This is a genomic window from Brevibacterium sp. S22 (assembly GCF_004745485.1).
In the GTDB taxonomy this organism is placed as follows: Bacteria; Actinomycetota; Actinomycetes; order Actinomycetales; family Brevibacteriaceae; genus Brevibacterium.
On the sequence record NZ_RHFG01000001.1, the window covers coordinates 419547 to 434518 of the forward strand.

Sequence of the window (14972 nt, forward strand, 5' to 3'; positions counted from 1 at the left end):
GGTGCAACGAGTCGTTATGCCGCGAACGGTGAGGGATGCCGCCGGCGGGCACACTCGCCAACACTGCCCACAGCCACACTCCCTGGAGCTGTTCGAGCGTGAACCCACGTCAGAGCTGAGCGAGCGCCTTGGCGATGCGCTTCTCCGACACCGGGTGCGCAGTGCCCAGCGAATTCGCGAACAGGGACACTCGCAGCTCTTCGAGCATGAGCACGACCTCGACCCAGTCATTCGGCAGCGAGACGATCAGCTGCGACCATTCGGCTTTCGCCAGCGCCGGGAAGCGATTGCCGATCTTCTTGGACACATCGTCGCTCACACCGGTGACCCGGTCCATGAGCTGCTTATCGCGGATCGGCGAATCCTGCATTCCACTGATGCGCACCACTTCGGCCTGCACCCAGCGGGGCAGTTCGCGCAGCATCTGCGGAGTCATCGCCGCAATCGCCGCCGCGCTCGTGCGCGATGCCCGCCACGCCTGCACATCGGCGAGGTTGGACAGGATCGCCAACGAGGAGGCCTTCGACACGAGCTTGTCGAGCTCGGTCGCCGTCTTCAGAGCCTTCATCAGGGACGGCAGCAGCGACGAACAGATCACCGGCAGCCCGGCGTCGACGTCCTTACGCAGTCGTCCGAACTCATCGGCGGTGGACACCCACGACGTTTCGGCCGGCCCCGACCGGTCGGCGACGAGTCCGCGGATCCCGACCCTGATGAGGCCGCCGAGCAGTTCGTCGGCGATCTTCTGATGACCGGCGAGGACGAGCTTCTCCTGCGTGGTCAGTCCATCCTGCAGGTACTTCAGTGCTTCGCCGGTGTGCTGCGCCAGCAGGGTGATGATCGCCTCTCGCGTGGCCAAGCGTGCTTCCGGTGCGGTGTCGAAGGCCACGAGGTCGACCGCCGTCGATCGATCTGCAAGCCCCGGAACGACACCGGCCGCGGCCTGATCGGGGTCGGCCAATTCGCCGAACGACCAGTCCGTCAGCCCGGTCTGCGGGGTGAACTCGTTCTGCTTCTGTCGGGCCTTGCGCACCTGCGGTTTGGCCTTCGTCGTCAGTGCGGCCAGGTCCTCACCGAGGCCGACTGTCTTCTTCCCGTCGACGACGCGGAAGGTCAGCCGCAGGTGAGCGGGAATCCGCGACCGATCGAAATCATCGGCGGTGACTGTGATCGGCACGAGGTCGTTCAGCCCTCCCCCGCCGGCACGTTCGCTCAGATACGCGGCGAGCACCTCCGGCAGGCTCCCCTGATATGGGGTGAGCGCGGGCAGGATCTCGCGAGCGACGTCGGGGGCGGGCACGAAGTAGCGGCGCTTGTTCTTCGGCAGTGAGCGGATATAGGCGGCGATGAGTTCCTCGCGCAGCCCGGGGACCTGCCAGCTGAATGCGTCCGCATCTACTGCGGGCACCGCCTCGGCGGGGATCTCCACGCTCACTCCGTCCTCGGTGCTGCCGGGGTCGAAGGAATAGCGCAGCTTCGCCGGGGTGCCGTCGGCCAGTTCCCATTCCATCGGGAAGTCCGAGGCCACCGAGGCGGTGAGCTCCTCACTGTCGTCGCTGAGCAGCACCGAAGTGGTGAGATCGAGCAGGTGCGCGTCCCGTCGTTTCTGCTTCTTCCACCACCCCCGGAAATCCGCCGCCGAGGTGATCCCCTCCGGAATCCTGTCATCGAAGAATTCGAAGAGGGCATCGTCTTGGTCGAGCACGCGACGATTTCGTGTCCGCGAGGCCAGATCCTCGGCGTCGGCGATGACTCGGGCGTTGTGGTCGAGGAAGCCGAAGCGTTCGTGCCAGTCGCCTTCGATGAGGCCCTTGCGGATGAACGCGTCGCGCGCGCCTTCTTCGTCGATGGTGCCGTATCCGACACGGCGGTCGCTGACGAGTGTGACCCCGTAGAGGGAGATCTTCTCGTACACCATCGAGGCTCCGGCCTTCGTCGACCAGTGCGGGTCCGAATGCTGCCGGGTGACCAGGTCGCCTGCGGCTTCGACGACCCAGTCGGGGTCGATCGCGGCCACGGTACGTGCCCACAGCCTGGAGGTTTCGACGAGTTCGGCGGCCATGACGAAGTCCGGATTGACCTTGAAGAGCCCGGATCCGGGGAAGATGGCGAAGCGTGTGCCGCGTGCCCCCTGATAGTCCTTGTGCCGCTCCGATCGTGAGCCGATCATCGTCAGCAGTCCGGTGAGCAGAGCTCGGTGGATCGCGGCGGCATGCGGGTCGAGCTTGGCTGCTGCCACCTGTTTCCCGGTGTCTCCTGCGGCTCCGGTGGCGCTGTTCTTCTTCGCCGAACGTTTGGCGGCGCTGAGCTCGGCGAACCCGATCTTCCCGCTCGCACCACGGCTGTCAGCTCCGCGCCCCCGAGCGCCTCCGCCTGGAGTGGTGGGATCGCTTGAGCCGCTGCAGGTGTCGCCGGCACCTCGAGCAGGCCGATCCCCAGCGACGAGGTTGCCGGACGAGGCACCGGACCCACCCGTTCCGTCGCTCGAACTGCCGACGACCGAATCACCATCGACAGACCCGCCGTCGTTCGGCTGCCAGACGGACTTCTCCACCCGAATGCCTGCCGAACCCAGCAGGGAGCGCAGCTGACCGACGAGGTCCTGCCATTCGCGGATGCGAACGAAGTTGAGGAATTCGGATCTGCACCGCCTGCGGAATTTCGAGGATCCCATGTCGGCCTGCAGGCTCTGCAGGTAGTTCCACAGGTTGAGGTAGGACAGGAAGTCGCTGCCGCGGTGGGTGAAGCGCGCGTGCTTCTCGTCGGCGGAGGCTCGGACTTCGGCCGGTCGCTCCCGGGGGTCCTGGATGGACAGTGCGGCGACGATGACGGTGACCTCTCCCCCACAGCCGGCCTCGGCACCGGCGATGACCATCCTGGCCAGACGGGGGTCGATGGGCAGCACGGTCAGCTTCCGGCCGATCTCGGTGACGTGGATCTTCCCGGCGGAATCGCTGGTCAGCGCCCCGAGCTCGGTGAGCATCGTGCGTCCGTCGCGGACGGCTCGGACGTCGGGCGGGGTGAGGAACGGGAAGCCGAGGATCTCCTGATCGCTGGCGGCGAACCCGAGCGAGGCCATCTGCAGGATGACGCTGGCGAGGTTCGTGCGCAGGATCTCGGGGTCGGTGAACTCAGGGCGCGAGTCGAAGTCCTCTTCCGAGTACAGCCGGATGCAGATGCCCTCGCTTGTGCGCCCCGACCGGCCCTTGCGCTGATTTGCGCTGGCTTGGGAGATGCGCTCGATCGGCAGCCGCTGCACCCGGGTGCGGTTGGAGTACCGGGAGATGCGGGCCGTGCCGACGTCGATGACGTACTTGATTCCGGGCACCGTCAGCGAGGTCTCGGCGACGTTCGTGGCCAGGACGATACGGGGTCGCGAATGCGGTTGGAAGACCTTCTGCTGCTCCCCGGCGGAGAGTCGGGCGAACAGCGGCACGACCTCCCAATTGCTCATCCGCGGGCGTCTGCGCAGGTGGTCGGTCAGAGCGTCGGCGGTGTCGCGGATCTCTCGTTCGCCGGAGAGGAAGACGAGGATGTCGCCGGGGGCTTCGGCGGCGAGTTCGTCGACGGCTGAGATGATGCCGTCGGTCTGCTCCTCGACTCCGGTTTCGTAGTTCCCGGAGTCGCCGGGACCGTCCAGTTCGTCGTCATCATCGACGTCCTCGCCCAGCGGCCGGTACCGGACCTCGACCGGGTAGGTCCGCCCTTCGACCGAGATGATCGGGGCGTCGTCGAAGTGTGCGGAGAAGGACTCGGGGTCGATCGTCGCCGAAGTGATGATGACTTTGAGATCGGGGCGGCGGTCGAGGACCTCCTTGAGGTAGCCGAGGAGGAAGTCGATGTTGAGGCTGCGTTCGTGCGCCTCGTCGATGATGATGACTTCGTAGTCGCGCAGCAGTTTGTCGCGGGAGAGTTCCGAGAGCAGGATTCCGTCGGTCATCACCTTCACACGTGTGGAGTCGGCGACCTGCGCGGTGAAGCGCACCTGATAGCCGATGGTGTTGCCGAGTTCCTCATCGAGTTCGTCGGCGATGCGTTCGGCCACGGTCCGGGCGGCGATCCGCCTGGGCTGGGTGTGGCCGATGAGTCCGTCGATCCCGAGTCCGAGGTCGAGGCAGATCTTCGGCAGCTGGGTGGTCTTCCCAGACCCCGTCTCGCCGGCGATGATGACGACCTGGTTGTCCCGAATCGCCTCCGCGATCTCGTCCTTCGCGGCGGTGACCGGCAGATCCGCGGGGTAGGTGACGTCGACCTGGTGCGCCGCGCGGGCGTCGGTCAGCCGGGCACGTCGCTGCCGGTGGTGCGCTGCGGTGGTCTTCCGTCGCTGCTGCGAACGCCCGCGTCCGTTCTTCCGGCGCCGAGGCGGCCGCTGGGAGCTCTCGTCCGCGGGCGGGGTGGGGTTCTCTTCTGCCATTGCCCTCCCAGCTTAGCGTCACCCCCGGGCTCACCAGCACCGAGGCGGATGCCGCCTCGGCGCCGGGTGCGTCCTTCCAGGGTGCAGAGCTCCCCGATGCTCGGTGGTGGGCTCAGTCGCCGCCGCCCCAGAGCGGGGCGAGAGCCGAGTAGAGCTGTTGGATGCCGAGGATGATGAACAGCAGCGCGGTGATCGCCAGGGCGATGTTCGTGTGCAGCTTATTGGCCCATTCCTTCGGGATCTTCTTGCCGTTGAGGAGTCCGAGCAGGGTCACGGCCAGGAAAGGCATGAACAGCGACCCGAGGACACCGTAGGCGAGGATGAGGCCGATCGGTTTGCCGAGGATGAACAGCAGCATCGGCGGGAACGTCAGCCACAGCACATAGAACTTGAAGTACTTGCCGCCGGTCAGGGTGTCGGGATGTCCTCCCGGCTTCTTGCGCATATGTCCCCAGAAGTCCGCGAACATCAGCGAGACGCCGTTCCAGACCCCGATGATCGAGGAGAAGGAGGCGGCCCAGAATCCGATGAGGAATCCGATGCCCACGACCTCGCCGTAGCGGTCTTTGAGGACGTCGGCGAGGTCGAGCAGTCCCTTGTCCTCTGCGGAGATCGAGACTCCCGCGGCACGGACGACTTCGGCGCCGACGATGAGCATGGCGATGACGAAGATGCCGGTCATCACGTAGGCCATGGTGTTGTCGATGCGCATCACCCGCATCCACTTCGGGGTGTGCCAGCCCTTCTCACGCAGCCAGTACCCGTAGGCGGCCAGAGTGATGGTGCCGCCGACTCCCCCGGCCAGAGCGAGGGTGTAGATCACGCCGCCCTCGGGGATGATCGGGATGAGCCCGGTGAGCATGTCGGGGACGTTCGGGACGGCGATGATCGCGAGTCCGACGACGGTGATGAACATGATGCCCACCAGGACTGCGGTGATCTTCTCGAACACGGCGTAGCGGCCGAACCACACCATGGCGAATCCGGCCAGGCCCATGAGCACCGACCAGACGGTGAGGTTGAGTCCGGGGAAGAGCGCAGCCAGCGGCAGGGCGGCAGAGCTCATGGCTGTGGCTCCGTAGACGAAGCCCCAGATGATGATGTAGGGACCGAAGTACCATGTCGTCCATCGGCCGAGTGACTGCCAGCCTTCGAAGATCGTCTTCCCGGTCGCGAGGCTGAATCGTCCGGCGCCCTCGACGAGGACGATCTTGAGGATGACGCCGACGATGACTGCCCACAGCAGTCCGTAGCCGAACTGGCTGCCGGCCACCAGGGTCGCGACCATATCGGCGGCACCGACGCCGGTGGCCGCGACCACGAGACCGGGGCCGACGACCTTCCATTTCGCGGGGCCGGAGGCCTCTTCGATGCCTGATACGGTCTCTGGGTCTCCCGTGTCGCCGGGGCCAGATCGGTTCGACTGTTCGCTCATGGCGTTTCCGCTTTCGTCTTCGGCCGCGCACAGACTCGCCACATGTTCGGGGATCATCGGATCCTCCCGCACATCGGCAGCGCAGCGGTCTCCGTGTGTCCACAGTCATAATAGGGGACAACGGCGCTGCAGCAGTCATCCCTCAGGGCAGTCTGACTCTGATCGGCCCGCCTCAGAACCGGTCGGCGATGCCTCGCAGACGTGCGAGATACGCTTCACGATCGGCTGTCGGCGGCAGGTTCGGGGCCGCCTCAGAGAGCCCGGCGGCCCCGTCGATGCCTTCCCGGACGATGTCGATCTGGCCCAGATGTCTGGTGAGGTCGACGAGGACGTGGACCATGCTCTGCCCCAGGGTGGTCTCGTCGTGGCCTTCGGGCCAGTGCGGCACCCGTCCCGGCGCATCGAGGCCGCGAGTCTCGATGGTCTCGTCGGCGAAGTCAGCGACTCGAGCGTAGAGATCGAGCAGATATTCGGTGGTCTCGGTTTCGGGCGCACACCAGTCGGCCTGTGGGTCGAGGTCGATATCGGCGTCGGTGACGACCTCCTCGGGGTGCGGCCAGGATCGACCGAAGGTGTCGCCGAAGTAGACGATCTCCACCTGTGCCATGTGTTTGAGTGCACCGAGGAGGTTGAACCCGGTCGGGGTGCGCGGCCACCTCAGCGACTTCTCGTCGAGTCCGGACAGTTTCCACCGCAGGTTGTCGCGCCCCCGGTGCAGGGACGCTCGCAGCAGGGACTTCATCGTCTCGTCGTCGCTCATGAGCACAGGCTTCCACACCCGCTGCGCACCGTCTACCGTTATCCTCGAAGGGTGAGTGACGACAATTCTTCGCAGGATTCCCGCAGCCGCATTGCTCGTCGGGTCTTTCCCGACGGCGAGGACCCGGATCCGCGCTTCACCCTGGCCAATGAGCGGACATTTCTGTCCTGGATCCGCACGGCACTGGCGTTCATCGGCGGCGGGATCGCCGTCGAGGCCTTCACCTCGGAGATCTTCACCACCGGTCTGCGGGCGACCCTGTCGATCGTGCTCATGGTCATCGGCTTCATCCTCGCGGCCGGTGCCGCCGTCCGCTGGCATCGCATCGAATCAGCGATGCGCCGCAAGACCTCGCTGCCGCTGCCTCTCATCATTCCCATCGTCAGTCTCGCCTCGGCGCTGGGTGCGGGACTGCTCGTGCTGGTGTTCGCCCGCCTGCTGTGATGTCGGAGTCAACCGGGCCCCCATCCTCAGAGCCCTCACCGCATCGTCGCCACCGGCTGCCCAGGCCTCCGCGCAGTCCTCACACGCAGCCGCATGCCGATCCGGCACTGCAGCCGGAACGCACCGTTCAGTCATGGCTGCGCACGAGCCTGACGATGACGGTCGTCAGCCTCATCTTCATGCGCTTCATCAACGTCTTCCAAGGCTGGTCGGTGGCGATCTTCGTCGTGTGCATGGCCATGACCATCGTCGCGATCGCGATGCAGGTCAGGCGCTACCGGCTCGGTTCGGTCTCGATCCGGGCCGAACGCGGCCGCCCGACCCCGTGGGCCGTGGTCTTCCTCAGCACCTCGGTGTGCCTCATCGCGGTGCTGAGCATCGCCTCGGTCATCAAAATCAGCCTGCTCTGAGCCTCCACAGCCGCACGGCCGGGCAGGTTCCCTGACCGGCACCCTTCACATCCGCTCTGCGTTTCTCATTACGAGATTATGAGACCGCCGTCCGAGCCGCTGACCTGCACGCCTAAACTGGTGTGCATGAAGGATGCACGCGAAGTCTCCACCGCCCCACTCGTCACCGTCGGACTCATCGGCGGTTTCCTCACCGCCCGCGAGACCGGGATCCGCCCCCTCGGCGGCGTCGTCCTCGCTGCGGCCGGCGCCTACGCTGCCCGCTCCTGGTATGCGAAGAAGGGGTGGCCGGCCGCAGCCGGGCTGAGTCTGGCCTATCTCGGCGGGTTCGGCGCCTCCCACCCGTTGGCGAAGAAGATCGGTGCCTGGCCCGCCGTGTTCGCCGTCAGTGCGGTCAGCGCCGCCGCGTCCTATGTCGTCTCCGATATCGCCGAGGCGGACTGACACCAACCGTCCCAGACGCAGGAAGCGAGGACCCCGACTAGACCATGCTGGCCGTATTCGAAGGTTTCGCAGTCATCGCCGGAGTCATTCTGGTCGGGTTCGTCCTCGGCCGCTCCGGCGTTCTCGGACCCCACGGCCAGCAGGTCATCGCGAAGCTCGTCTTCTACGCCGGCACTCCGACCCTGCTCTATGTCACTGTCGCCGAGACCGACCTCGGGCTGATCTTCAACACCGCCCTCTTCGCCACCGGCGGTTCGGCGCTCATCGTCGGTGCCGCCCTCTTCGTCCTCACCAAGTGGATCAGGCGTCGCAGCACCGGTGAAGCGATGTTCTCCGCTTGGGCGACCAGCTACGTCAACATCGGCAACCTCGGCATTCCGATCGCCGCCTACGTCCTCCGCGACATCGGGTATGTCGCCCCAGTCCTGCTCTTCCAGCTGCTCGTCCTCGCCCCCATCGGCATGGCCGTGCTCGACGGGGCCGGGAAGAAGCAGCACGATTCGCACTGGTATTCCGCGGTCCTCCAAGTGCTCAAGAACCCGATCGTCCTCGGTGCCGCAGCCGGAGTGGCCGCCTCGGCGACGAACTTCGAACTGCCGCGGTTCGTCTTCGAACCCATCGACATGATCGGTGCCACCGCAGTCCCCGGCGCCCTGCTGGCCTTCGGCATCTCTCTCAAGGACGGATGGGGAATCCCCGTCAAAGGCAGCCGCGCACAGCTGAGCTTCATCACCGGGGCCAAACTCATCGCCCAACCGCTCATCGCCTGGGCGATCGGCAGTCCCCTGCTCGGCTACGACGGAATCGATCTCTTCGCCATCGTCGTCACCTCCGCACTGCCGACCGCGCAGAACGTCTACATCTACTCGATGCAGTACCGCGAGTCCGAGGCGCTCATGCGCGACGCCGTCTTCATCACCACGGTCCTGTCGGTTCCTGCCCTCGTCATCATCGCCGCCCTGCTCGGCTGACTCGGCACGCCCCTCCCCGACCGACCGCTCACGGTCACGGTGGGGACCGCTGCAGAGCCGCCTCGGCGAGGGCCCCGTTGAAATCGGCTGCCGTGGCGTGTCCTCCCCGGCTTGGGCCGCGTGGTCACTGACAATGGGGATGTGTCCAGAGACGAGAAGAACGAGACCGAAGACCTCCTGAGCAGGCGGATGAGTTCAGGGTCTGCCAGTGCTGCCGATAAGCAGTCACAGGCTCCTCTGGAGGCGGCCAATGACCCCTCGACCGACACCGAGGCGTTCGATCCGATCACGGATCCCATCGCCGAGGATGCCCCCAAGCATTCCGCGGACGCGAAGCCCCAGACCGGCCCGGTGAGGGTGACTCCCGCCCAGTCGGCGAATCCGCACTCTCAGCCCGCGACCGCGAGCACGAGAGCCGCCGAACAGACCGCCGCGCAGAATACCGCCGGCGCGGATGCGGCTGCTGCGACATCGTCGTCAACCGATGCCGGTGCCACTCGGGAGGTGCCGCAGAATGCTCGCACCGCGGTGATGAGCGAAGCCGATTGGGCGGCGGTGTCGAAGGCGGCGACGTCGACCGATGCCCGCGATCCCGAGGTGCCCGAACGGCGCCGGTCGGTGCTCGATGTCATCGGCACGATCTGGATCATGCTCGCCACCCCATTCGTCCTGTTGGCCCTGTCAGTGCGCTTCATCGCCTCGGGGATCTTCCTCAAATTCGAGTACTTCCGGCCAGGGTTCCCGGCCGATCAGTTCGGATTCAGCGCCGCCGATCGTGAGCACTACGGAACCTATGTCATCGACTACCTGCACAACTTCGATTCCCGGCGCTACCTCGCCGATGTCGTCATGCCCAACGGGGAGCCGATCTTCATCTCCGAAGAGCTCGGCCATATGGCTGACGTCAAAGGCCTGATCTCCCTGCTCTACCTCGTGGCGCTTGTCGGCATCATCGGGTCCGTGCTCTTCGGCCTCTATATGTGCCGCAAGGGCGGCTCGGGCATCCACTCGGGCGTGCGTCTGGGGTCGATCTTCAGCATCATCTTCATGGCCGCTGTCACCGTCGTCGCTGTGCTCGGCTGGGACAGCTTCTTCCGCGGATTCCACAAGGTGTTCTTCGCCGATGGGACCTGGGAGTTCTACGCCGATGATTCGCTCATCCGCCTCTTCCCGCCCCAGTTCTGGGTCGATGCGGGCATCGCCGGCGGCGGAGTGTTCGTGCTGCTGGCCATCGTCCTCTTCTGTTTCAGCTTCGCCGGTCATAAGAAGCGCCGGGCGCTGCGCAAGGCACGTAAGGACGCCGAAGCAGAAGCCTGAGTCGCTGCGACTGAGGTGAGTCTCCGTTGCCAAGCCTCTGCGACTGAGCTGAGTCTCTGCTGCTGACTGAGCTTTTGCGATCGATTGCGGGTGAGAGTCCCGCTCCACGGTTCCGGCCGGGTGGTCTTTCCCCTTCCACCCGGCCGAATTTCTGCCCAGATTCGGTCAGGCTGGAGACGTCCGCGAGCTCGCACCAGCGCGCGCTCGGGTGGGTCGTCCACAGAAGGCGGACGTCGATCGAACACTCGGATGTCGACGTCCCCATCCACGCCGATGCCGACCAACAGATCGGCACTCCGGGCTTCCCGGACGACATTCGTGGGCGCTTTCCGACCATCAGGGACTTCTTCTGCGCTGCGGCAACATCACATGCGGGGACACCCGGCCAACGCCTGACCACATCAACCGATCGGTGGATACCTGGGCCGACGGACTGTTCCTACTGTGAAGATATGAAGACACCACTCACTGTGCTCGGCCCAGGGAGAACAAGCCCACCCGGACGCAACCTGGCCCCGGATCTGGCGCGAGGACTCATGCTCGCCCTGATCGCGATCGCCAATGTCATGATCTATCTGCATGGACGACCGTACGGTCCGCGCCAGCACATCGTCGAGGACGGCGCCGTGGATCGGACGGTCACCGCAGCGACGGTGATACTCGTCGATGCTCGGGCCTATCCGTTGTTCGCCGCTCTCTTCGGATACGGTCTGGTCAGAATCATCCGCAATCAGCGTGCGCGCGGATTCGGCGAAAGGGCGGCACTGGCTGCGGTGCGCCGTCGGTCAAGGTGGCTGATCGCGCTGGGCCTGGTACATGGAGTCCTGGCCTTCTCCGGGGACATCCTCGGCTGGTACGGGTTGTTGGGCCTGATTGTCGCCGGGATGCTGAACATGCGTGACCGCACTCTGCTGTGGCTGGCAGGCTCCTGGCTGATCGTCGCCTCGGGCGTTCAGGGGCTGGTGTACGCGGGGTCCGGAATCAGCAACCAGCGCAGTTTCATGTGGTCGTTCGCGATCGCGGACCCCGGAAGGGCGGCCGCCTGGAGAGCCCTCGAGTGGGTGACCTCCCCGATCGGACTGCTCGCTGTAGCCACCCCTCTGCTGATCGGTGTATGGGCGGCCAGGCACCGGATTCTCGAGAACCCGGACCGGCACCGCACGCTGCTGCGGCGTACGGCCGCACTCGGGCTGTCCGGTGGTGTCGTCGGCGGAATCGGAATGGCTCTGGTCACCATTCAAGCAGTGAAGACCTCCGATGCTGTGACTGTGGGCCTGTCATGGATGCACATCGCCACAGGAGTGCCTATGGGCTTGGCATATGTGGCGGTGATAGCACTGTGGTCCGCACGGCTGCGCAATCGCTGCGGGGCTGGTACGCCCAGGATCATCAGTGCTCTCCAGGCTGCCGGCGAGCGGTCCTTGAGCTGCTATCTCGCTCAGACCGTCGTCTTCGCCAGTTTGCTGCCGGCCTGGTCATTGGGTGCAGGGGCCGTCCTAGGCACGGGCGGAGCGACGCTGTTGGCGCTGGCGACATGGGCAACTACGGTCGCCGGGGCGGCGCTCCTGGACCGGCTCGGTCGCCGGGGCCCGGCGGAAGCACTGCTGCGGCGGTTGTCGTATGGGCGCCCTCTTCTGCCGCCGCTCCGTGGGACCATAGTGTCGTGGAAGCGGTACAGGAACCGATGAAGGCGTCGCGCACCCGACCGGGTGGGCTGTGGGCCGCTCTGCCTCTCGGCGTCCTGTTCGGCTGCGTCATCCTGACCGTGTTCACCGGAGACCTTGCGCCCCACGAGTTGCGCTCGACCATCATCGCGTGCGTCGCAGTCGGCGCGTGGCACGGCGGCTGGGTGCTCGCGCGCCCCCACTGGTTCGAGACACGGCTGCTGCCGATGGCACTGTACTTCACCGGCCTGCTCGTTCTCGCCGACTTCCTTGCCGAGCTGAGCACCACATTCTTCCTTCTGTATCTGGCGTGCTACCCGATGGCATTCGTCGCCCTGCCCGGTGCCTGGGCGTACGCCGGAGTCGGCGCGACTGCCGCGCTGTCCCTGTTCGGACTGCCGTGGGGGTCTTGGACTCTTGAGGGCGTTGTCATCGAACTCGGTGCGGTGGCACTCGTATCGGTGGCCGGAGGGGCGATCCGTGCACTCGAAGCCGAATCCAGCCGTCGGCGCTCAGCGCTGGCTGAGCTGTCCGCTGCGCGCGATCAGCTGCAGCTCGCCTTGGCTGAGAACCTCGCCCTCCAAGAACAGCTCATCGTCGAAGCACGAGACTCCGGCATGCTCAGCGAACGCTCCCGGCTCGCCGCAGAGATTCACGACACCCTGGCCGCGGGGCTGGCCGGCATCGTCAGTCAGCTCGAAGCACTCGACGCTCAGTTTGCTCCGGAGGATCCCCTGCGAGCACGGGTTCGCATGAGCAGCGACCTTGCTCGTGAGAGCCTCCAGGAGGCGCGGCGTTCGATCCGCGCCATGCGGCCCGGTCCCCTCATCACCGCCACGCTGCCAGACGCCTTGGAGACCGCTGTCGCCCATTTCGAGAACACTCATCCGATTGCAGTCGAGCTTCGCATCACCGGCGACATCCGACCGGTCCATGCGCTGGTCGAGGAGGTGGTGCTCAGGTCAGCAGGGGAAGCTCTGACCAACGCCGACCGACATGCCCGGGCCGCCGCAGTCCATGTCACGCTGTCCTTCTTCGACACCGAGGTTGCTCTGGACGTGGCTGACGATGGCATCGGGTTCGACCCGGACGCGATCACCGCCGGCCACGGTCTGTCCATCATGCGCGACCGCGTTCAGGAGCTGGGCGGTCGGATCAGCATCGAGTCCTCGCAGACTCCCGGCACGACCGTCACCGTCGTCGTCCCCAACGTGGCACCGCACGGCGTTCCGAGGTCAGTGCCGCAATGAACAGTCACGAGCCGATTACGATCTTGGTGGTCGACGATCACCCGGTCGTTCGCGACGGGCTGCGCGGTCAACTCGCCACACAGAGCGATCTCCACGTCGTGGCCGATGCCGGGAGTGCAGAAGAGGCTCTCGCCGTGCTCAGAAAGCATGCCGTCGATGTTCTGCTCACCGACCTCCGAATGCCGGGGGTCGGCGGCGTCGAGCTCATCAAAGCCGTGCGCACTGATTTCCGAAACACAGAGGTCGTCGTATTGTCCACCTATGATGCCGACGACGACATCGGCTCGGCTCTCGCCGCAGGTGCACGCAGCTACCTGCTCAAGGATTCGCACCGCGAAACACTTTTCGCGGCGGTTCGAGATGCACATCTCGGTTCGGCCACGTACTCACCCGCAGTTCAGAGTCGCTTGCGGAACCGTTCAAAAGCCCCTCTGCTCAGCGATCGTGAGATGGAGGTGCTGCGCCTTGTCGCGAGTGGAAAGACGAACTGTCAGATCGGGAGTGCTCTGTTCATCGGCGAGGCCACTGTGAAGACCCATATTCAGCACATATTCGGCAAGCTCGGCGCAGCCGATCGCGCCGCCGCGGTCGCTGTGGCGTACCGAGGCGGACTGCTGTGACAAACAGAATCGGCATCCATGCGCCGATCGACAAGACAGCAAGCTGATGGGATGTCTGCTGATGGGATGTCTTCGGAATGCTGGTCATACCGGGATTCGGTCTGAAGCGGCCGACCTCCGGCCTGGCGGCCGCCCCTCCGAGTGAAGTACCTCAGGGAGACGCAATCGTCGCAGCGGTTGTCCTGCTGACCGCAGCCACCTGGCCTCACCTGGTTCCCGTACTGGCGACCTCATCGTCCGACGCCACATCCTGCCCATGCCTTGACTTCGGACGGTCGACCCGCGGCGCAGATGCTTCTTATGGACCGGGCACGCGCAGACAGGCAGTGCTGTTGCGGCGCTTCACCCCGTACTCACTTCAGAAGAACCCTGTGTCCGGTGCGGCAGAACGAGTTGAATGCTAGTTTAGTGACCATTAGGAAGGATGTAGTCACTACGAAGGAGCGATCAATGCCCCGCCCTCGGATTCCCGAGCGCCGCAACCGCCTACTCGCCGCGGCACGACAACTCGCCCTCGAGCAAGGCTGGCCCGCCACCACCGTTGCCGAAGTGGCTGCCCGAGCCGATGTCGGCAAGGGCGCCGTCTATCTCGAGTTCGACAGCAAAGCTGCGATATTGGATGCACTGATCACCGATGGCATGCAGACTCTCAGTTCCGCCGTGCACCGGCGAGTCCGGGAAGCCGACGAGGTTGTCGACCTGCCTGCCATCTATAGGTTCGCCGTTGATGCGCTCTTGGACGACAAGCTGATGCGAGCGTTCTACCTGGGCGATCAGGACGTGCTCGGTGACCACGTCCGTTCCGTCCCCGACAACCGGTACCGGCAGCGTTTCGACTGGCTGACCGACTACATCACTCGCCTGAAACACGCCGGTGTCATCGATCCGCGGTCCGACCTGCAGGCTGTAGCACTGATGTTCAGTGTCTTCACCATCGGCCTCCTGCATACTCCCGGAACTCTCGAAGCGATCACGGACGACGAACTCCGCCGAACGGTCGGCCTGTTCGCCGAACTCGTCGGCGAGGGCCTCGCCAGCGATCGACCCGTCGATTCCGCGGCTGCCCGTCAGGCGCAGTTGGCGATGATGGGCAGTCTGCAGACTCAACTCGCGCATCTGCATCCTGAACAGTCAGGGGCCCAGTCATGACGTCTTCGAACCACACATGGACGGTGCTCGGAGCCCCACTCTGCCGAAGTGTTCGAAGCAGCAGCATACCGACCAGATCAGACCACTCCTGAGG

Annotated in this window: 12 protein-coding genes; 9 read left to right on the top strand and 3 right to left on the bottom strand. The window is 65.3% G+C overall.

Annotated elements, in window-relative coordinates:
• Positions 1-109: 109 nt before the first annotated feature.
• The 3 genes from hrpA to EB835_RS02075 form a co-directional block, all read right to left on the bottom strand.
• Positions 110-4414 (bottom strand): ATP-dependent RNA helicase HrpA, encoded by a 4305-nt coding sequence (gene hrpA / locus EB835_RS02065; RefSeq protein ID WP_135807806.1) that lies wholly within the window; start codon positions 4412-4414, stop codon positions 110-112.
• Positions 4415-4526: 112 nt separating this feature from the next.
• The gene (locus EB835_RS02070; protein WP_240688498.1) at positions 4527-5906 is read right to left on the bottom strand and encodes an Nramp family divalent metal transporter; all 1380 of its coding nucleotides are present in this window, start codon (positions 5904-5906) and stop codon (positions 4527-4529) included.
• A 115-nt stretch (positions 5907-6021) separates the two neighbouring features.
• The gene (locus EB835_RS02075) at positions 6022-6609 is read right to left on the bottom strand and encodes a DinB family protein (protein ID WP_135807807.1); all 588 of its coding nucleotides are present in this window, start codon (positions 6607-6609) and stop codon (positions 6022-6024) included.
• Between the two features lie 51 nt (positions 6610-6660).
• Between EB835_RS02075 and EB835_RS02080 the strand changes: the two genes are divergently transcribed.
• The 9 genes from EB835_RS02080 (at position 6661) to EB835_RS02120 (ending at position 14878) form a co-directional block, all read left to right on the top strand.
• A complete protein-coding gene (locus EB835_RS02080) occupies positions 6661-7053 on the top strand; it encodes a YidH family protein (protein WP_135807808.1) in 393 nt (130 codons plus the stop codon).
• Entirely contained in the window at positions 7053-7463 is a 411-nt protein-coding gene (locus EB835_RS02085; protein WP_135807809.1) for a DUF202 domain-containing protein, read from the top strand. The genes EB835_RS02080 and EB835_RS02085 overlap by 1 nt, the downstream gene beginning before the upstream one ends.
• A 126-nt stretch (positions 7464-7589) precedes the next feature.
• Positions 7590-7907, top strand: a complete 318-nt coding sequence (locus EB835_RS02090; protein ID WP_240688499.1) for a hypothetical protein — start codon at positions 7590-7592, stop codon at positions 7905-7907.
• Positions 7908-7951: 44 nt separating this feature from the next.
• The gene (locus EB835_RS02095) at positions 7952-8878 is read left to right on the top strand and encodes an AEC family transporter (RefSeq protein WP_135807811.1); all 927 of its coding nucleotides are present in this window, start codon (positions 7952-7954) and stop codon (positions 8876-8878) included.
• Between the two features lie 141 nt (positions 8879-9019).
• Positions 9020-10195, top strand: coding sequence for a TIGR01906 family membrane protein (locus EB835_RS02100; protein ID WP_135807812.1), 1176 nt, complete (start codon positions 9020-9022; stop codon positions 10193-10195).
• A gap of 452 nt (positions 10196-10647) precedes the next feature.
• A complete protein-coding gene (locus EB835_RS02105) occupies positions 10648-11883 on the top strand; it encodes a DUF418 domain-containing protein (protein ID WP_135807813.1) in 1236 nt (411 codons plus the stop codon).
• Complete coding sequence (locus EB835_RS02110) at positions 11880-13109, top strand: sensor histidine kinase (RefSeq protein ID WP_168216597.1); 1230 nt, start codon at positions 11880-11882, stop codon at positions 13107-13109. The genes EB835_RS02105 and EB835_RS02110 overlap by 4 nt, the downstream gene beginning before the upstream one ends.
• The gene (locus EB835_RS02115) at positions 13106-13729 is read left to right on the top strand and encodes a response regulator (protein ID WP_135807815.1); all 624 of its coding nucleotides are present in this window, start codon (positions 13106-13108) and stop codon (positions 13727-13729) included. The genes EB835_RS02110 and EB835_RS02115 overlap by 4 nt, the downstream gene beginning before the upstream one ends.
• A 450-nt stretch (positions 13730-14179) precedes the next feature.
• Complete coding sequence (locus EB835_RS02120; RefSeq protein WP_135807816.1) at positions 14180-14878, top strand: TetR/AcrR family transcriptional regulator; 699 nt, start codon at positions 14180-14182, stop codon at positions 14876-14878.
• Positions 14879-14972 lie beyond the last annotated feature (94 nt).